This is a genomic window from Stenotrophomonas indicatrix, from assembly GCF_050573115.1.
GTDB lineage: Bacteria > Pseudomonadota > Gammaproteobacteria > Xanthomonadales > Xanthomonadaceae > Stenotrophomonas > Stenotrophomonas lactitubi_A.
Window position 1 is genome coordinate 192,144 of the sequence record NZ_JBNYZT010000009.1, and the last position, 16,214, is coordinate 208,357.

Below are 16,214 nucleotides of genomic sequence, written 5' to 3' on the forward strand. Positions count from 1 at the left end.
GGTGAGTGGACCGCGATGGGACAATGGCGGCCCGTGAATCCAGCCCTGATTATCCGATGAGCGAAGCCACCCCCACCACCCTGCGTACCTGGATGTGCGTGGTCTGCGGATTCCTGTACCGCGAAGCGGACGGGCTGCCGGAAGAGGGCATCGCCCCGGGCACGCGCTGGGAAGACATTCCCGAGACCTGGACATGCCCGGATTGCGGCGTGACCAAGGACGATTTCGAGATGGTCGAGATCGACTGATCGGACCTGTCTGTAGGTGCGGACCTTCCCGTGGGTGCGGACCGTTGGTCCGCACACCGGACGACCTCAATGCAGCCGCGGTGCCGGCCCGCCGAGGTCGATCAGCTTCTCGCGCAGCCATTGCGCGTCGCTGGCCTCGGGGTTGCGCTTCAGATACAGGCCCAGGTCGTTGCGGGCGCCGGCCAGGTAGTCCAGCTGCAGATAGGCCAGGCCGCGATCACGCAGGGCATCGTCCTGTTCGGGGGCGAGCTTGAGCAGGCGGTCGGCACTGCGCGCGGCACGATCCCACTCGCTGGCCTCGGCATAGACCCCATGCAGGTTGCGCAGCATGCGGATCAGGATCGCGCGGCTCGGTGCAGGGTCGAGGATCTGCGCCAACACCTGGTCGTCGGGCATCTGTCCGCCCAGGTGCGACTTGGCGCGTTCGCGCAGTTCGTCAACGTCCAGCGGGCGGCCACCATTGAACGGGTCCATCACCAGCACGCCATCGTCGACCGGCAGGCGCACCAGGAAATGACCGGGAAATGACACGCCGTCCAACGGAATGCCCAGTCGTCGCGCCACCTCCATCTGCACCAGCGCCAGCGAGATCGGATTGCCCAGGCGGCGCTCGAAGACCTGGTTGAGGTAGCTGTTGCGCGGGTCGTAGTACTCCTGATGGTCGCCGCTGTAGCCCAGCTCATCGAACAGATGCCGGTTGATTGCCGCCATCTTCAGCGGGCTGTGCTCGATGCTGTCCACCTCGGCGCGCAGGTGCTCGACGTGGCTCTGCACCAGCGCATCGTAGGTCGACGGCTGCAGATCGGGATATTCATCGCGCGCGATCAGCAGCGCGGTCGGCAGCAGCGGCAGCGCCTCGTCGTCGAAGGCGGCCAGTGCATCCCAGTCGGGGAGTGTGATCCGGTCCTGCATGTCCACAGACTGGCGGCAATCGTGAGCGGTTTCAAGCAGTGCGGCGTGAAAAATTCAGGGGTCAGAGCCCTTTCGCGTGCGAAAGGGATCCGACCCCCTGCAGGGTTGCCGGCCAGCGGCCGGCACTACCGCGGGTGCCGGGCGCAGCCCGGCCGAACCTTTATTTCTCGATGCCCGGGCCGAAGGTCAGCTCGGTACCATCCTTCAGCTTGAGCTTCTCCGCCTGGCCGGCATTGAGCTCCAGCACGAAGCGCGCCGGACCGCCGCTGGGGTAGGGCGGGCACATGTCGCCGGCCGAGCACGGCGGCACGTCGCGCTGCTGGCTCACCAGCCTGCGCTCGCTGTCGAAGTACAGGATGTCCAGTGCGATCTTGGTGTTCTTCATCCAGTACGCCTGCATTTCCTCGCGGTCATGCACGAACAGCATGCCGTGGTCCTCGGCCATCTGATCGCGGAACATCAACCCGCGCGCACGGGTTTCATCGTTGGTGGCCAGTTCAACGTCATAGCGCGCACCGTCAAGTTCCACCCAGTGGCGGGCGGCATCGGTGGCGCAGCCGGTCAGGGCCAGCAGCGGGAGCATCAGCAGTGAGCGCAGCAACGACATCGTCAGGGTCCTTCGAAAGGGTCAGAGCACGATCGGCGGTTCGCCGCCGACGATCACCACATCGGCACGGCGACGTGCGAACAGGCCGACGCAGACCACGCCCGGCAGCTGGTTGAGCTCGCGCTCCAGCTTTTCCGGATCGGTGATCTGCAGGTTGTGGATGTCCAGGATCTGGTTGCCGTTGTCGGTCACCACGCCTTCGCGCCAGGTCGGCTGGCCACCGGTCATGTCGCGGATCTGCCGGGCGACCAGGCTGCGTGCCATCGGGATCACTTCCACCGGCAGCGGGAACCTGCCCAGCACCGGCACCTGCTTGCTCGGGTCGACGATGCACACGAAGCGCTCGCTGGCCTCGGCGATGATTTTCTCGCGGGTCAGTGCAGCGCCGCCGCCCTTGATCAGGCACTTGTTGCCATCACACTCGTCGGCGCCATCCACGTACAGCGACAGCGTGCCGGTGTGGTTCAGTTCGATCACCTCGATGCCGTGCTGCTTCAGGCGCGCGGTGCTCTGCTCGGAACTGGACACCGCACCCTTGATGCGATGCTGGATGCGGGCCAGCGCATCAATGAAATAGGCGACAGTGGAGCCGGTACCGACACCGACGATCATGCCGTCTTCGACGTACTCGATGGCCTTCTCGGCGGCCAGGCGCTTGGCTTCAGACATTGCAGGGAGCTCTCAGGCAGGGAATCAGGATTTCTTTTCCAGCGACAGCAGCAGCTTCCACTGCGCGGCGGTCACCGGGAACACCGACAGGCGGTTGCCCTTGGCAACCAGCGGGAAGCCTTCGCCGAGTTCCTCGGCGTGCAGCTTGATCTCGTCCAGCGCGATCACCTGCTTCAGCTTGCGGTCGAAGGCGACGTCCACCAGCATCCAGCGCGGGTTCTCGCGCGTGCTCTTGGGGTCGTGGTAGTCGGATTTCGGGTCGAACTGGGTGTCATCCGGGTAGGCCGCGCTGGCCACCGTGGCCAGGCCGACGATGCCCGGCACCTTGGTATTGGAGTGGTAGAACAGGATGCCGTCGCCGACCTGCATGCCATCGCGCATGAAATTGCGCGCCTGGTAGTTGCGCACGCCATTCCAGGGTTCAACCTTGACCTTGGCCAGGTCGTCGATGGAAAAGGCGTCCGGTTCGGACTTCATCAGCCAGTAGCGCTTGCGGGCGGTCATGCGTTCACGGGGGCAGCGGAAGGGAGCAGGGTGCCGGCTTCAGTGCAGATCGCATCCACCGGCACGTCCCAGGACGCTACCGGCAAGGACTCGACCTGCTGCACCGAGAATGCCGCGCCGACCAGCCAGGGTGGCGCCGGCCGATCATGGCGGAAGGCGAAGCTGCGATCATACCAGCCGCCCCCCATTCCCAGCCGCCGGCACTGTGCGTCGAAGCCCACCAGCGGTGTCACCACCAGGGCCATCTGCGCCGGTTCCAAAGTGTCTTCGAGGGCGATATCCGGTTCGGGGATGCCGTAACGGTTGCTGGTCAGCGGTTGGCCGGGGCGCCAGGGCGCGAAGCGCAGCACGTCGCCGTGCAGTACCGGCAGGCAGTAGCGCAGCGTGTCGGGCAACTGCAACTGCCAGCGGTGCAGGGCAATCTCGCCATCCAGCGCCCAGTAGCCGGCTACGGCCCCTTCGCGTGGGGCGAACGGCAGTGCGAGCAGTGCATCGGCCAGGGAATCGGCAGCAGCAATGCGGACGGGAGCGGAAAGGTCGCGGCGGCGTTGCCGCAGGTCGTGGCGCAGGGCCTGTCGCGGGTCGGTCATGGCAGCATGCGGCAAGGATCAGCCGTCATTGTGCCGGAAAGAACAAAGGCGACGCCCGAAGACGCCGCCCTTGCTGGAATATTGCATTCTCCGCAATGTCGATGCATGCGAAACGACCTTGAACCCGCGGGCTCAAGTGGGAACGCTGGAGAACCATCGGGCTTCCCGCTGCAAGGCGGACCTGCACTCCCGGCGCTGTCGCGCTCCCGGTGTCGTTCTTAAGGGACAAGGCGAATGTTTGCACATGCCGTCGAGTACCGCAGAGAACGCGTGGCCATTATAGCCAGCACGCAGGATCTGGATAGGCCGTTCGTCGGCAACAGTGCGTGCCAATTCAGAAAAGAGAAGGCGCATTCCGCGCCTTTCTCACGTGCTGCTGTCGATTGCCCGGTCCAGACGCCGATTCAGGTCGGCCAGGGTCTGTTGCAGGGCCACCGCCTGGCGGGCGTTCTCGTCGCGCAGCAGCTGCAGCTCGTGCGCCAGATTGAGTGCCGCCAGCACCGCGATGCGGTCGACGGCGGCCATCCGGTTGCTGCCACGGATCTCGCGCATGCGCGCATCCAGCAGGCGGGCGGCCGCCATCAGGCTGTCGCGTTCATCGCCACCGACGCCGACCGTGTATTCACGATCAAGGATACGGACGCTGACCGGTTCGGCACTCATGTGTGCTGCTCCAGGGATTTGAGCCGGGTGATCATCGCTTCCACCCGCGAACGCGCCTGCTCGTTCTTGGCCAGCAGCGTCGAGCGCTCGGCCACAAGCTGTTCCTGCTGGTGGCGCAGGCTGCGGTTCTCCTCGGCCAGCCGCTGGTTGCGGTCCAGCAACGCCTCCACACGGGCGGCGAAGGCTTGCAGCTGGGCAAGGGGATCGGCGGGTTCCATGCCCGCACGATAGGCAAGCCGGGTCAGGGCGGTCAAGCACTGTCGCAGCAGGCCCCGGCGGCCACGAAGCGCAGGCGGACACATTGCTACACTACCCGGCTCACGGGCGCGCGCGTGCGCGCTCCGCAGTTTCCCTTCCGAACGAGCCGCACGATGACCGAACTTCCCTCCGTCGACGACGTTACCCGCGCCAGCCAGGAACTGGGCCTGGGCGCCACTGCTGCCGAACTGCATGGCGGGCTGTGCGGCTGGCTGGCCGCTGGCGGTGCCCCCGGCAATGACTGGCCGGCGCGCGTGCTGGCCGACGACAATCTGCCGCAGGTGGCTGCCGACAGTGCGCTGGCGCAGTTGCTGGAAGCCACCATCAAGCAGCTGGAAGACCGTGACTTCGCCTTCGAGCTGCTGTTGACCGACAGCAGCGACGTGGCCGCACAGGCAGATGCCATGTTCAGCTGGACCCGTTCCTTCCTGGGCGGCTTCGGCCTGGGCAGTGGCGGCCACCGACCGACCTTGTCCGAAGAGGGCGAGGAGGCACTGAACGACCTGGCCAGCCTGGCCCGCGCCTCCAGCGAGGACTTCGAAGCCGGCGGTGATGATGACGACGAAGCCCTGTCGGAAATCGAAGAGTTCATCCGGGTGGCGGTGCTGTTGCTGCACGGTGACGTGGTGCTGGCCGCGCGCCATCGGCAGCGCCTGAACTGATGGATATCAAGCAGCGCACCGGCATCGCTGCCGGCGAGTACAAGCGTCGCCGCCGGCAGCTGATGGACATGGCGGGCGAAGACGCGATCCTGGTGCTGCCGGCGGCATCGGAGAAGGTGCGCAGCCTCGATACCCATTATCCGTACCGGCAGGATTCGGATTTCCAGTACCTGAGCGGCTTCCCGGAGCCGGAAGCGGTGCTGGTGTTGATTCCCGGTCGTCGCCACGGCGAAGCCATCCTGTTCTGCCGCGAGCGCGATCCCGAGCGCGAATCCTGGGATGGCGGTCGCGCCGGCCAGGACGGTGCCGTCGCGCAGTTCGCGATGGACGATGCGTACCCGATCACCGATCTGGACGACATCCTGCCGGGCCTGCTGGAAGGGCGTTCGCGGGTGTACTACCACTTCGGCCGCGATGCAGACTTCGACCTGAAGCTGATCGGTTGGGTGAACCGCGTACGTTCGCAGGTGCGCCATGGAGCACAGCCACCGCATGAGTTCCTGGAACTGGGCCATCTGTTGCACGAGCAGCGGTTGTTCAAGTCCGGTGCCGAGGTGGCGTTGATGCAGCGCGCGGCCGACATCAGCGTGCTGGCGCATCGTGCCGCCATGCAGGCCGCGAAGGCGGGCATCCACGAGTACGAGCTGCAGGCCGAGCTGGAGCGGGTGTTCCGCGCCAACGACGCGGTGCCTGCGTACTGCAGCATCGTCGGTGCCGGCCGCAACGCCTGCATCCTGCATTACCGCGACAACAACGCACGTTCGCGCGACGGCGAACTGGTGTTGATCGATGCCGGTGCCGAGTTCCGTGGCTATGCCAGTGACATCACCCGCACGTTCCCGGTCAACGGTCGTTTCAGCGCCGAGCAGCGCGCGCTGCATGATCTGGTGGGCGCGGCGCAGGCGGCGGCGCTCGCCCAGGCCAAACCGGGCGTCGCCTACGAAATGGGCCATCTGGCGGCGGTGCAGACCCTCACCGAGGGGTTGCTGCAGCTGGGCCTGTTGAAGGGCACGCTGGAAAGGAATCTTGCCGAAGGGTTGTACCAGCGTTTCTACCGGCACAAGACCGGGCACTGGATCGGGCTGGATGTGCACGACGTAGGCGATTACCGCCTGGCCGGCGATTCACGCCTGCTGGAGCCGGGCATGGCCTTCACCATCGAGCCGGGGCTGTACATCGGCGTGGACGACACGACGGTGGAACCGCGCTGGCGCGGCATCGGCATCCGTACCGAAGATGACGTGCTGATCACCGACGACGGGCATCGGGTGTTGACCGAAGGCCTGGCGCGCAGCGCCGACGAGATCGAAGCGCTGATGGCGGGGTAAGGGGTTCTTCTGCAGGGCTTGCAGCCCTGCACCTGCAGAGGCAAAAGCCACTGCAACAGCCGAAGCGGGCTTCCTGCGGGATGGCGGGGTACTGTGGGTTTGCGGGGCCGCCGCAAGTACGTCCTTGTAGGCTTGGTCGCCGCATCCATGCGGCTCACACCCCGCAAACCCACAGTACCCCGCCTTCGACAGTTTCCTGCGGTTGTTGGGGCGCGCGGCTGTTGGTAGGTGTCGACCTTGGTCGACACAGAGCGAGCGTAGCAAGCGACCCGCTTTTGCTTTTCTTTCTTTCTTCCGTGGCTGGCCGCGCGCAGGAAACTGTCCGTGGCCGGGCGGGTGGGCTGCGCAGGGGCGTAAGCGCCATGGATGGCGCGCCCGAGCCTACAGGGACGTATTTACGGCGTCCCCTGCGCAGCTCACCCGCCCGGCCTAGCCTCAGTAGTCTGGATGCATTTCGCGACCAACCACGAGGGGCTCAGCCGTTCGCCGCCGCAAACACCGGCCGCGTCAGATTGTCCGCCTCGCCATCAGTGCACAGCACTTCGTCTTCGATGCGGATGCCGCCATACGGGCGGAAGAAATCCACACGGTCCCAGTTGATCGCATCGCCATGGCCGGCAGCCTTCACTTCGTTCAACAGCATGTCGATGAAGTACAGGCCCGGCTCGATCGTCACCACCATGCCCGGTTCCAGTACGCGGGTCAGGCGCAGGTACGGATGACCCGCCGGGCGCTCGATGCGGCCGCCTTCGTCGCTGGCGGCGAAGCCAGCCACGTCATGCACCTGCAGGCCGATCAGGTGACCGATGCCGTGCGGGAAGAACGCGGCGCTGACGCCGGTTTCCAGCGCGGTCTGCGGCGACACCTTGATTACGCCGAAGTCCTTCAGCACGCCCATCAGCGACAGATGCGCGTCAACATGCAGCTGCTTGTAGTCAAAGCCCGGACGCACCGCTGCGCACATCTGCTGCTGGGCGGCATCAACGGCTTCGATCATCGCCGCGAACTCATCATGGCCGGCGGCGGCGTAGGTGCGGGTGATGTCGCTGGCATAACCATACGCGCTGGCGCCGGCGTCGATCAGGAAGCTGCGCAGCGGCTGCGGGGCCTTGCGGCCCAGTTCGGTGTAGTGCAGCACCGCCGCATGTTCATTCAGGGCCACGATGTTGCCGTACGGCAGTTCAGTGGTGTCCTGGCCCACTGCCTGGCAGTACGCCATGTGGATGCTGAACTCGTCGGCGCCGTTGCGGAACGCCGCTTCGGCCGCGCGATGGCCGCGCACGCCCAGCACCTGCGCCTGGCGCATCAGTGCGATTTCATACGGCGTCTTGCTGCCGCGGTGCCATTCCAGGTAGTTCACCACCGGCGCGGGATTGTTTGGCACATAGGCGCCCAGCGCACTCTGCGGCTCGCCGAGGATCGCGCAGCGCGCGGGGTCGGACGGCAGCAGTGCCAGCGCCTCTTCGGGCGTGCGGATGATGTGGATGTCGAAGTGCTCGACCCACCAGCCGCTCGGTGCATCCGGCACCACGTGCCAGTAATCGAACGGCTGGTGGAAGATCACCGCCGGACGTTTGCCCGGGGTGAACACGATCCAGCTGTTGGGCACCCGGGTCAGCGGCAGCCAGGCCTTGAACTGCGGGTTGACCGCGTACGGGTAGTCACGGTCGTCGAAGACCTGGTAGTGCAGGGTGCCGCTGGGCACCACCAGGTGGTCGAAGCCGCCGCGTGCCAGCGCCTGCTCGGCGCGTCGGCACAGCACGGCCAGGTGGTCGGGATACAGGGCGCCGGGGTCTTGCTGGATCATTGCGGTGGCTCGACACGGAAAACGGCCTTAGATTCTGCCGGATACCGACGCAATCCGCTGTGCCGGAACCGGCACTCAGCCCGTCGAAACCGGTGCCTCGTCGCTGTCTTCGCCGATCCACCGGCGTAGTTGCTGCCGATGCTCGCGTGACAGGGTCAGAAAGCGGAAGCCTGCCCAGCTCTGGCCGGGTGCATGTGCCGGTTCGCTCCACAGCAGGTGTACGCCGACGTCGATCAGCTCGCTGCGGCCATCGGCCGAGGGCAGCGGGAAGCGCAGCTGATACAGCGCATCGTCGCGCAGCGCCGCACTGGCCAGCATCAGCATGCCGGTCTCGGACACGTTGCCAAGACGGCCGACCACGCTGTCGCGCATCTGGTCGGTTACCGGTACCAGGTCGGAGACCTGCCGGCGCGGCGCGCGGCGGGTATCAACAGGCGGTTGCGTACTCATGCGTTGGGCTCCTGCGGTCGACGTCCGGCCAGCGCGCGCAGTGCGCTCAGGCTTGCCTGCCAGGCGCGGTCGACCAGCCGGCCTTTGTCTTCGGTCACCAGTTGCGCGTGTCCGGCGCTCATCTGCCGGGCCAGCGTATCCAGGGTGGTCTCGCCAATCTTCTGCCCACGCGCGTTGACGAACAGCACATGGCCGGTCAGCAGGCTGTACCAGGACAAGCGCTGGCGGCGCAGGGTGCCTTCGCCATCACTGATATCGAACCAGCTGCCGAAGGGGAGCGTGCACAGTTGCTGATAGCTGGCCTCCTCGGCCTCGCTGCGCGGCGCGGCGTCACTTGCCAGGGCCTGCGCGCCTGCGTGTTCGCCCAGGCGCGCATGGGCCTTCAGGCGCGCGCTGAGCTCGGTGCGTGAGGTGCTTTCGTCTTCGCCACCCGGAGTGGACAGCCGGCGCGCGACGGCTGCGGCTTCCTCTGCGTGGTAGCCGACCTGCAGCAGGGCCGATTCAACTTCGGCGGCCAGCGGAGCGTCGGTCTCGCTGCTTTCGCTGGCGGCCTCGGCAGTGATCGCCGCGATGCGTTCGGTCTGCTGCAGGCGCTCCTGCCATTGCGGCGAATCATCACCGTGGCGCAGGCGGGTCAGGGTCAATGCGTCCGCCCAAGCCTGGCGCAGCAGTGTCTGCACGAAGCGTGGCGGTTCCTGCGTGTCGCAGCACTGGTCGATCTGCGCATTGGCCTGGCGGCGCGCAAGTTCCAGACGTTCCTTGCCGCGTGCCGCTTCCACGTGACGGCGCTCTGCCAGTTCGGCACGGTGCGCGGCGGCACGCTGGTGCTGCTGTATCTCTTCGTTGGCGGCGGCAAAGGCCTCGGGCGTGCGCGCATCCTGGCCCAGCAGGCCCTGCACGCTCTGCGCCAGCCGTTGCAGCAGCTGCGGGTCGACATCGTCATCGCCGAGCCAGCTGGCGCCGGCTTCAGCGACATGGTTGAGCAGTTCGCGTGCCGGGTGTTCGTCGCGCACGAAGAACCCCGGGTCAGCCATCGCTGCGCGTGCCAGTGGTACCTGCAGGCGCGCGAGCAGGGCGGCCGGCACCGGGTCCGGCCGTTGCTGCTGCTGGACCTGCTGCAGCAGCAGGCGCAGCAGATCGAGGTTGTCGCGGTCGTGACTGCCTAGGCTGGCCTGCGCGCCATGTTCGCTGCGCAGCTGGGCGACCACCGCGGCCTGCAGATCAGTCATGGCGCTGGCGGCACTGGCTTGGCCCTGCAGACGCGCCAGCACGGCATCAACCGCCGCACTGGGCAGGGCTGGCGGGTCCGCCGCTGGCTGCGGGGCGTGTCGCGCCCGTTGCAGCATTTCATGCAGCACGTTGCTGGCCGGTACCGTCAGCCCAGCCGACGCGCCCGGCGCAGCCGCATCGGCGAAGGCGTCCTGCATCAACGTCGACCACGAGCCGGCCGGTGCCGAGCCACCCCAGCCGGTCATCGGCGTGGGCACGCGCGGTGATGGGCGTCCACTGCGGCCGCTGCCGACCGACTGGGTGATGATCCGGCGGGTGCTCGAAGAACGGGCCAGGTACGGGGTGTAGACCAGGCCGGGCAGGATGCCGTGCTGCGCCAGCAGCGCATTGGCACGGTCGAGCACATCGCCCAGCCGCTCCAGCACCTGCCGCTCGAAGCTGCGGTACAGCGCCATCTGCACGTCGGCGCTGAGGGCATCCTGTTCGGCCAGCTTGCGCACCATGGTGCACAGGGCCTGCGGTGCCAATGGCAGGGTATCGGCTTCAAAGGCCGGTGCGCCGGCGACAACCCCCAGGCGCTGGCCGAGCAGGTTCAAGGCGTTGGCCGAACGGAGCGTTTCCCGGCGCACCATTTCGGTCAGCAGCAGGTCGCGGTCGACCTCATGCTCGGCGACCAGGGTCAACCCCAGCATGCCGGGCAACGGCGGTGGGGCAACGGCGGCCACGACCGGGGTGATCGGTTCACGCAGCCGCGCAAGCGCATCGGCCAGCGCATCGAGCATACGGTCGCTGAAGTGACCGGCGAACGCATGCAGCTGCCCGCGCTGGCCCAGCAGGTCAGCCTGCTGTTGCGGGTTGCGGGCATGGTCGGCGTCATGCAGCAGGGTCTGCTCCAGCGCTTCCACGGTCAGGATCAACGGTGCCGTCAGGGCCTGGTGGCACAGGCCGATCAACGCGCCCAGCAACTCGCGCACACGCGGCGGCAGGTCGACCGCGGCCAAGCGGGCAGTGTCGGCACTGGAAAGAGAGAAGACAGCTGACATCGGCGAGGGGGTCCGGATTCCCGCGGATCGATCTTGGAATCTACCGTGTCGGCCGGTGAAGGCGCTACTTTAGCGATGGATTCATTCAGCGCGGCCTTCCTTGGCTGCGCCGCAGGCGGATCATTCTTCCAGGAACAGGCTGACCACATCGTTGGTGAAGCGCCGGCCGAGCTCGGTCGGTTGCACGTGCCCGTCCGTCACCACCAGCCAGCCGCGCTGCACCGCTTCGCCCAGTGGTACGTCCAGAACGCTGCGGGCCAGGCCGGTCCGCGATTCGAAATCGCGCAGGCTGAAACCTTCGTGCAGGCGCAGCAGGTTGAGCATGTACTCGAACGGCAGGCGATCGGCGGCGATCACCTCGTCGCCACCGAACGATGCGGCCGTGCCTGCGGTGTCCATGAACGTCTGCGGGTGCTTGTGCTTCCAGCGTCGCAGCACATGCTCCTCGGCGCCGGAACTGATCTTGCCGTGTGCGCCAGCGCCGATACCGAGGTAGTCACCGAAACGCCAGTAATTCAGGTTGTGCGCGCTCTGCCGGCCGGGGCGGGCGTAGGCACTCACCTCGTACTGGCCGAAACCGGCCTGCGCCAGCAGCGCCTGGCAGTGTTCCTGCATGTCCCAGGCATTGTCTTCATCGGGGATGCCCTGCGGCGGCCGTGCGAAGAACACGGTGTTCGGTTCCAGGGTCAGCTGGTAGTGCGAAATGTGGGTCGGCTGCAACGCGAACGCGCGTTCCAGGTCGGCCTCGGCACCGGCCAGGGTCTGTTCCGGCAGGGCGTACATCAGGTCGATATTGAAGTTGTCGTAGCCCGCGTCCTGCGCCATCTTCACTGCGCGCTCGGCCTCGCCACTGTCGTGGATGCGGCCCAGGCGCTTGAGCATCGCATCATCGAAACTCTGGATGCCGAAGCTGAGGCGGTTTACCCCGGCTGTGCGGTAGCGGTCGAAGCGACCGTGTTCGGCGGTGCCCGGGTTGGTTTCCAGAGTGATCTCGGCATTGGGCGCGAAGCGCAGACGCGCGCTGGCCTGCTGCAGGAAGCGGTCGATCGCTTCGGGCGGGAACAGACTGGGCGTGCCGCCGCCGAAGAACACGCTGCTGACCACCCGGCCCCAGACCAGCGGCAGGTCCTGGTCGAGGTCGCGCACCAGTGCATCGATGTAGGCGTCGAAGGGCAGTTCGCCCTTGGCCTGGTGCGAGTTGAAATCGCAGTACGGGCACTTGCGCACGCACCACGGCAGATGCACGTACAGCGCCAGCGGCGGTGGCACCAGACGTGGCGGGGTGTCGTGGTCGCAGGACTCACCGGGCTGGTGATTGCAGTGGTCGTGGTCGTGGTCGTGGGCGTGGGCGTGCGGCATGGCAGTCATCGGTAGTGCCGGCCGCTGGCCGGCTTCCCTGTGTTGATCAGGTGATGTATCAGAGCCAGGCCGCGAGCTGCTGCTTGAGCTGCTGCAGGGCGATGGCGCGATGGCTGATGGCATTCTTCAACGCCGGCTCCATTTCCGCAGCGGTCAGGCCGTGGGTGGTATCCAGGAACACCGGGTTGTAGCCGAAGCCGTTGCTGCCGCGCAGTTCGCGGATGATCTGTCCTTCCCAGCGGCCTTCGCAGATCAGCGGCTGCGGGTCGGTGGCATGGCGCAGCAGCACGATCACCGCATAGAAGCGGGCGCTGCGCTGGCCATCGGCGATGTCGGCCATCGCGTCCAGCAGCTTGGCATTGTTGGCCGCCGCATTGGTCGGATGGCCCGCATAGCGCGCGCTGTACAGTCCCGGTGCACCGCCGAGAGCGTCGACGATCAACCCCGAATCATCGGCCAGCGCAGGCAGGCCGGTCGCTTCGCAGGCGGCGCGCGCCTTCAGCAGCGCGTTCTCGACGAAGGTCAGGCCAGTCTCTTCCACATCGCCCAGGCCCAGTTCGGCGGCCGAAGTGATCTGCAGCGGCAGGTCGGCGAGGATTTCCTGCATTTCCACCAGCTTGCCAGCGTTGTGGCTGGCCAGGACAAGCTTCTTCATCAGCGGGGCTCCAACAGGTCCCAGGTGTTGCCGTACAGGTCGCGGAATACCGCGACCGTGGCGTAGGGTTCTTCGCGTGGTTCTTCCAGGAATTCGACACCGGCGGCCAGCATCGCCACGTGGTCGCGGCGGAAGTCGTCGGTGTTGAGGAAGAAGCCGACGCGGCCGCCGGTCTGGTTGCCGATACGGCTGCGCTGTTCGTCGTTGCTGGCGCGGGCCAGCAGCAAGGCGGCAGCGCTGCCATTGGTCGGGCCGACCACCACCCAGCGCTTGTTGCCCTGGTCGATGTCTTCCAGCAACTGGAAGCCGAGCTTGCCGGTGTACCAGGCAATGGCCTCGTCGTAGTCGGCCACCACCAGGGTGGTCAGGGCAATGCGCCGGTTCATGCCGACAGCGCTGCCTGCTGCGCGGCCAGCAGCTCGGTCACGCCCTTTTCGGCCAGGCCCAGCAGCGCATCCAGTTCGTCACGACGGAAGGCATGGCCTTCGGCGGTGCCCTGCAGTTCGATGAAACCGCCGCCGTCGTTCATCACCACGTTCATGTCGGTGTCGCAGTCGCTGTCTTCGGGATAGTCCAGGTCCAGCACCGGGGTGCCGCGGTAGACACCGACCGACACCGCCGCCACCGCGCCGAGGATCGGGTTGCGCTTGATGTCACCGCGCTTCATCAGCACGTTCACTGCATCGACCAGGGCCACATAGGCGCCTGTGATGGCCGCAGTACGGGTGCCACCGTCGGCCTGCAGCACGTCACAGTCCAGGGTGATGGTGCGTTCGCCCAGTGCGTTGCGGTCCACGCAGGCGCGCAGGCTGCGGCCGATCAGGCGCTGGATCTCCAGCGTGCGGCCGCCCTGCTTGCCGCGTGCGGCTTCGCGGTCGCTGCGGGTGTGGGTAGCGCGCGGCAGCATGCCGTACTCGGCGGTCACCCAGCCTTCGCCCTTGCCACGCAGGAAGCCCGGCACCCGGTTCTCGATGCTGGCCGTGCACAGCACGCGGGTTTCACCGAAGCAGACCAGCACCGAACCTTCGGCGTGGCGGGTGAAACCGCGCTGGATGACGACCGGGCGCAGCTGATCGGGCTGACGGCCACTGGGGCGGAAATCGGACATGGGGCAGGTTCCGTAGGGAAAGGGAGTACGCCACCATCCCCGCGGCCTTCACGGGGCGGGGAAAGGGGCTCAAAAGAGACCGCTAGGGTACCATTCCCCCTTTGCAAGCACCGGATACATCCATGATTCGAAGCATGACGGCCTATGCCGGCGGCGAGCGTTCCACCACGTGGGGAACGCTGGGCTGCGAGCTGCGCTCGGTCAACCACCGGTTCCTGGAAGTGGGCACCCGCCTGCCCGAGGAACTGCGCGCATTGGAACCGCAGCTGCGCGAGCGCATTTCCGCGCGCCTGAGCCGTGGCAAGCTGGATCTGGTGATGCGCCTGCGCGCGCCGGAATCGGCTGCCAGCCTGCAGATCAACGAGGTGCTGCTGGGCCAACTGGGCCAGCTGGCGCACCGCCTGACCTCCGATTTCCCCAACCTGCAGGTCAGCTTCACTGATCTGCTGCAGCTGCCGGGCGTCACCCAGGGCGAGGCCACCGATGCCGCGGCCCTGCAGGTCGAAGCACTGGCGCTGCTGGACCAGGTACTGGATGGCTTCATCGCCGCCCGCGAGCGTGAAGGCAATACGCTGGCCACCGCCATCGCCGAGCGCGTGGATGCCATCGAGCGCATCGCCGGCGAGGTCCGTACGCTGATTCCAGCCATTCGCGACGGTCAGCGCGCCAAGCTCGCCGCCCGCCTGGCCGACCTGCCGCATCCGGTCGATCCGGGCCGCGCCGAGCAGGAACTGGTGATGTGGCTGCAGAAGCTGGACGTGGACGAGGAGCTGGATCGCCTGTCCAGCCACATCGTCGAGATCCGCCGCGTGCTCAAGCAGCGTGAACCGGTTGGCCGCCGCCTGGACTTCCTGCTGCAGGAGTTCAACCGTGAGGCCAACACGCTGGGCTCGAAGTCGGTGGACAGCCGCACGTCCAATGCCGCGGTCGAACTGAAGGTGCTGATCGACCAGATCCGCGAGCAGGTGCAGAACATCGAATGAGCATTTCCACGCCCCCGGCCGCGATCGCACGCGGCACGCTGTACATCGTTGCCGCGCCCTCCGGCGCCGGCAAGAGCAGCATCGTCAACGCCACCCTGGCGCGCGACCCGCAGATCGCCCTGTCGATCTCGTTCACCTCGCGGGCCATGCGCCCGGGTGAAATCAACGGCCAGCACTACCACTTCGTCAGCGCGGAAAAGTTCGAGGAGATGATCGCTGCCGGCGACTTCTTCGAACATGCCTGGGTGCATGGCGACTGGAAGGGCACCGCCCGCCAGTCGGTGGAGCCGCAGCTGAACGCCGGCCAGGACGTGCTGCTGGAAATCGATTGGCAGGGCGCGCAGCAGGTGCGCCAGCTGGTGCCGGGCACGGTGACGGTGTTCATCCTGCCGCCGTCCAAGCAGGCCCTGCAGGACCGCATGCGCAAGCGCGGCCAGGACAGCGAGGCGGTCATCGCCCAGCGTCTGGGTGCCGCCCGCGATGAAATGCTGCACTTCAATGAGTTCGACTACGTCATCGTCAATGAAGTGTTCGACACCGCCGTGGATGAGCTGTGCGCGATCTTCACCGCCAGCCGCCTGCGCCGGGAGGCCCAGAAGGTCCGCCATGCCGGCCTGATCCAGGCCCTGTTGACCCCGGATGCGAGTTCAACTGATTGATTCATAAAGGGTCCGGTGGGGGTTGGCTTGATTTTGTCCAGCCCCTGCCAGTACACTCCGTCCCCTTTCCCTCATTCGACTGAGCGGCCGACCGGTCGCCGGGAGCCCGTATGGCCCGCATTACCGTAGAAGATTGCCTGGAAGTCGTTAACAACCGTTTCGAGCTGGTGATGATGGCCTCCAAGCGCGCCCGTCAGCTCGCCAATGGCGTGCAGGCCACGCTGGACAACAGCGAGACCGAGGACAAGCCGACCGTGCTGGCGCTGCGCGAGATCGCCGCCCGCAGGATCGACAACGCGCTGATCGACGAAGTCGAGAAGTCCGAGCGCGAGCGCGCCGAGCGTGAAGCGCTGGAGTGGGCCGCCGCTGAAGTGGTCGCCGACGAAGACATGTCCAAGAACGACGATTGATCGCATCGATCAACGTCATCGCTGGATACGCCGAACAGCCCGCCCCGTGCGGGCTGTTTCGCATTCAGG

20 protein-coding genes and 1 other RNA gene are annotated in these 16,214 nt (G+C 66.6%); 6 read left to right on the top strand and 15 right to left on the bottom strand.

What is annotated here, in order from left to right; all coding sequences use genetic code 11:
• The first annotated feature begins 23 nt into the window (after window positions 1-23).
• Window positions 24-248 (top strand): rubredoxin, encoded by a 225-nt coding sequence (locus tag ACQ5SA_RS19470; RefSeq protein ID WP_025874193.1) that lies wholly within the window; start codon window positions 24-26, stop codon window positions 246-248.
• Between the two features lie 66 nt (window positions 249-314).
• Here ACQ5SA_RS19470 and ACQ5SA_RS19475 read toward each other — a convergent pair whose 3' ends face one another.
• The 8 genes from ACQ5SA_RS19475 to ACQ5SA_RS19510 all read right to left on the bottom strand — a co-directional run bounded on the left by ACQ5SA_RS19475 (window position 315) and on the right by ACQ5SA_RS19510 (window position 4,411).
• Window positions 315-1,160: a SirB1 family protein gene (locus tag ACQ5SA_RS19475; RefSeq protein ID WP_230112411.1), complete on the bottom strand. Its 846-nt coding sequence runs from the start codon at window positions 1,158-1,160 to the stop codon at window positions 315-317.
• Window positions 1,161-1,320: 160 nt separating this feature from the next.
• Window positions 1,321-1,767, bottom strand: a complete 447-nt coding sequence (locus tag ACQ5SA_RS19480; RefSeq protein WP_363731815.1) for a DUF192 domain-containing protein — start codon at window positions 1,765-1,767, stop codon at window positions 1,321-1,323.
• Between the two features lie 21 nt (window positions 1,768-1,788).
• Window positions 1,789-2,436: a ribose-5-phosphate isomerase RpiA gene (gene rpiA / locus ACQ5SA_RS19485; protein WP_089236679.1), complete on the bottom strand. Its 648-nt coding sequence runs from the start codon at window positions 2,434-2,436 to the stop codon at window positions 1,789-1,791.
• Between the two features lie 24 nt (window positions 2,437-2,460).
• Entirely contained in the window at window positions 2,461-2,940 is a 480-nt protein-coding gene (locus ACQ5SA_RS19490) for an EVE domain-containing protein (protein ID WP_025874197.1), read from the bottom strand.
• Complete coding sequence (locus ACQ5SA_RS19495) at window positions 2,937-3,530, bottom strand: 5-formyltetrahydrofolate cyclo-ligase (protein ID WP_353099342.1); 594 nt, start codon at window positions 3,528-3,530, stop codon at window positions 2,937-2,939. The genes ACQ5SA_RS19490 and ACQ5SA_RS19495 overlap by 4 nt, the downstream gene beginning before the upstream one ends.
• Before the next feature lie 83 nt (window positions 3,531-3,613).
• Window positions 3,614-3,799, bottom strand: a non-coding RNA gene (ssrS, locus tag ACQ5SA_RS19500) — 6S RNA.
• A gap of 97 nt (window positions 3,800-3,896) precedes the next feature.
• Window positions 3,897-4,193, bottom strand: a complete 297-nt coding sequence (locus tag ACQ5SA_RS19505) for a cell division protein ZapA (RefSeq protein ID WP_025874199.1) — start codon at window positions 4,191-4,193, stop codon at window positions 3,897-3,899.
• Entirely contained in the window at window positions 4,190-4,411 is a 222-nt protein-coding gene (locus tag ACQ5SA_RS19510) for a TIGR02449 family protein (protein ID WP_025874200.1), read from the bottom strand. Before ACQ5SA_RS19510 ends, ACQ5SA_RS19505 begins: the two co-directional genes overlap by 4 nt.
• A gap of 153 nt (window positions 4,412-4,564) precedes the next feature.
• On the opposite strand from ACQ5SA_RS19510, the gene ACQ5SA_RS19515 reads away from it, so the two are divergent.
• The gene (locus tag ACQ5SA_RS19515) at window positions 4,565-5,113 is read left to right on the top strand and encodes a YecA/YgfB family protein (protein ID WP_089236676.1); all 549 of its coding nucleotides are present in this window, start codon (window positions 4,565-4,567) and stop codon (window positions 5,111-5,113) included.
• 5 nt (window positions 5,114-5,118) lie between these two features.
• Window positions 5,119-6,441, top strand: a complete 1,323-nt coding sequence (locus ACQ5SA_RS19520) for an aminopeptidase P N-terminal domain-containing protein (protein WP_499315657.1) — start codon at window positions 5,119-5,121, stop codon at window positions 6,439-6,441.
• A gap of 475 nt (window positions 6,442-6,916) precedes the next feature.
• Here ACQ5SA_RS19520 and pepQ read toward each other — a convergent pair whose 3' ends face one another.
• The 7 genes from pepQ to rph form a co-directional block, all read right to left on the bottom strand.
• Window positions 6,917-8,248: a Xaa-Pro dipeptidase gene (gene pepQ / locus ACQ5SA_RS19525; protein ID WP_499315631.1), complete on the bottom strand. Its 1,332-nt coding sequence runs from the start codon at window positions 8,246-8,248 to the stop codon at window positions 6,917-6,919.
• A gap of 75 nt (window positions 8,249-8,323) precedes the next feature.
• Window positions 8,324-8,698, bottom strand: a complete 375-nt coding sequence (locus ACQ5SA_RS19530) for a PilZ domain-containing protein (protein ID WP_499315632.1) — start codon at window positions 8,696-8,698, stop codon at window positions 8,324-8,326.
• A complete protein-coding gene (locus ACQ5SA_RS19535) occupies window positions 8,695-10,971 on the bottom strand; it encodes a DUF1631 family protein (protein ID WP_499315633.1) in 2,277 nt (758 codons plus the stop codon). The genes ACQ5SA_RS19530 and ACQ5SA_RS19535 overlap by 4 nt, the downstream gene beginning before the upstream one ends.
• A gap of 120 nt (window positions 10,972-11,091) precedes the next feature.
• Complete coding sequence (gene hemW / locus ACQ5SA_RS19540; RefSeq protein WP_499315635.1) at window positions 11,092-12,330, bottom strand: radical SAM family heme chaperone HemW; 1,239 nt, start codon at window positions 12,328-12,330, stop codon at window positions 11,092-11,094.
• Window positions 12,331-12,388: 58 nt separating this feature from the next.
• The gene (gene rdgB, locus ACQ5SA_RS19545; protein ID WP_499315637.1) at window positions 12,389-12,985 is read right to left on the bottom strand and encodes an RdgB/HAM1 family non-canonical purine NTP pyrophosphatase; all 597 of its coding nucleotides are present in this window, start codon (window positions 12,983-12,985) and stop codon (window positions 12,389-12,391) included.
• Complete coding sequence (locus tag ACQ5SA_RS19550) at window positions 12,985-13,371, bottom strand: VOC family protein (protein WP_353099081.1); 387 nt, start codon at window positions 13,369-13,371, stop codon at window positions 12,985-12,987. The genes rdgB and ACQ5SA_RS19550 overlap by 1 nt, the downstream gene beginning before the upstream one ends.
• Window positions 13,368-14,093 carry a ribonuclease PH gene (gene rph, locus ACQ5SA_RS19555; RefSeq protein ID WP_353099080.1) on the bottom strand — a complete coding sequence of 242 codons (726 nt, stop codon included), beginning with the start codon at window positions 14,091-14,093 and terminating at the stop codon, window positions 13,368-13,370. The genes ACQ5SA_RS19550 and rph overlap by 4 nt, the downstream gene beginning before the upstream one ends.
• A gap of 122 nt (window positions 14,094-14,215) precedes the next feature.
• Here rph and ACQ5SA_RS19560 point away from each other — a divergent pair, with 122 nt between their 5' ends.
• The 3 genes from ACQ5SA_RS19560 (at window position 14,216) to rpoZ (ending at window position 16,145) form a co-directional block, all read left to right on the top strand.
• The gene (locus ACQ5SA_RS19560; protein WP_499315639.1) at window positions 14,216-15,076 is read left to right on the top strand and encodes a YicC/YloC family endoribonuclease; all 861 of its coding nucleotides are present in this window, start codon (window positions 14,216-14,218) and stop codon (window positions 15,074-15,076) included.
• Entirely contained in the window at window positions 15,073-15,735 is a 663-nt protein-coding gene (gene gmk, locus ACQ5SA_RS19565; protein ID WP_346586363.1) for a guanylate kinase, read from the top strand. The genes ACQ5SA_RS19560 and gmk overlap by 4 nt, the downstream gene beginning before the upstream one ends.
• A gap of 110 nt (window positions 15,736-15,845) precedes the next feature.
• Window positions 15,846-16,145: a DNA-directed RNA polymerase subunit omega gene (rpoZ, locus tag ACQ5SA_RS19570; RefSeq protein ID WP_230113270.1), complete on the top strand. Its 300-nt coding sequence runs from the start codon at window positions 15,846-15,848 to the stop codon at window positions 16,143-16,145.
• Window positions 16,146-16,214 lie beyond the last annotated feature (69 nt).

Coding starts and splice junctions, on each gene's coding strand:
- ACQ5SA_RS19470 (WP_025874193.1), top strand. CDS start 24: ATGGCGGCCCGTGAATCCAGCCCTGATTATCCGATGAGCGAAGCCACC.
- ACQ5SA_RS19475 (WP_230112411.1), bottom strand. CDS start 1,160: ATGCAGGACCGGATCACACTCCCCGACTGGGATGCACTGGCCGCCTTC.
- ACQ5SA_RS19480 (WP_363731815.1), bottom strand. CDS start 1,767: ATGTCGTTGCTGCGCTCACTGCTGATGCTCCCGCTGCTGGCCCTGACC.
- rpiA (WP_089236679.1), bottom strand. CDS start 2,436: ATGTCTGAAGCCAAGCGCCTGGCCGCCGAGAAGGCCATCGAGTACGTC.
- ACQ5SA_RS19490 (WP_025874197.1), bottom strand. CDS start 2,940: ATGACCGCCCGCAAGCGCTACTGGCTGATGAAGTCCGAACCGGACGCC.
- ACQ5SA_RS19495 (WP_353099342.1), bottom strand. CDS start 3,530: ATGACCGACCCGCGACAGGCCCTGCGCCACGACCTGCGGCAACGCCGC.
- ACQ5SA_RS19505 (WP_025874199.1), bottom strand. CDS start 4,193: ATGAGTGCCGAACCGGTCAGCGTCCGTATCCTTGATCGTGAATACACG.
- ACQ5SA_RS19510 (WP_025874200.1), bottom strand. CDS start 4,411: ATGGAACCCGCCGATCCCCTTGCCCAGCTGCAAGCCTTCGCCGCCCGT.
- ACQ5SA_RS19515 (WP_089236676.1), top strand. CDS start 4,565: ATGACCGAACTTCCCTCCGTCGACGACGTTACCCGCGCCAGCCAGGAA.
- pepQ (WP_499315631.1), bottom strand. CDS start 8,248: ATGATCCAGCAAGACCCCGGCGCCCTGTATCCCGACCACCTGGCCGTG.
- ACQ5SA_RS19530 (WP_499315632.1), bottom strand. CDS start 8,698: ATGAGTACGCAACCGCCTGTTGATACCCGCCGCGCGCCGCGCCGGCAG.
- ACQ5SA_RS19535 (WP_499315633.1), bottom strand. CDS start 10,971: ATGTCAGCTGTCTTCTCTCTTTCCAGTGCCGACACTGCCCGCTTGGCC.
- hemW (WP_499315635.1), bottom strand. CDS start 12,330: ATGCCGCACGCCCACGCCCACGACCACGACCACGACCACTGCAATCAC.
- rdgB (WP_499315637.1), bottom strand. CDS start 12,985: ATGAAGAAGCTTGTCCTGGCCAGCCACAACGCTGGCAAGCTGGTGGAA.
- ACQ5SA_RS19550 (WP_353099081.1), bottom strand. CDS start 13,371: ATGAACCGGCGCATTGCCCTGACCACCCTGGTGGTGGCCGACTACGAC.
- rph (WP_353099080.1), bottom strand. CDS start 14,093: ATGTCCGATTTCCGCCCCAGTGGCCGTCAGCCCGATCAGCTGCGCCCG.
- ACQ5SA_RS19560 (WP_499315639.1), top strand. CDS start 14,216: ATGATTCGAAGCATGACGGCCTATGCCGGCGGCGAGCGTTCCACCACG.
- gmk (WP_346586363.1), top strand. CDS start 15,073: ATGAGCATTTCCACGCCCCCGGCCGCGATCGCACGCGGCACGCTGTAC.
- rpoZ (WP_230113270.1), top strand. CDS start 15,846: ATGGCCCGCATTACCGTAGAAGATTGCCTGGAAGTCGTTAACAACCGT.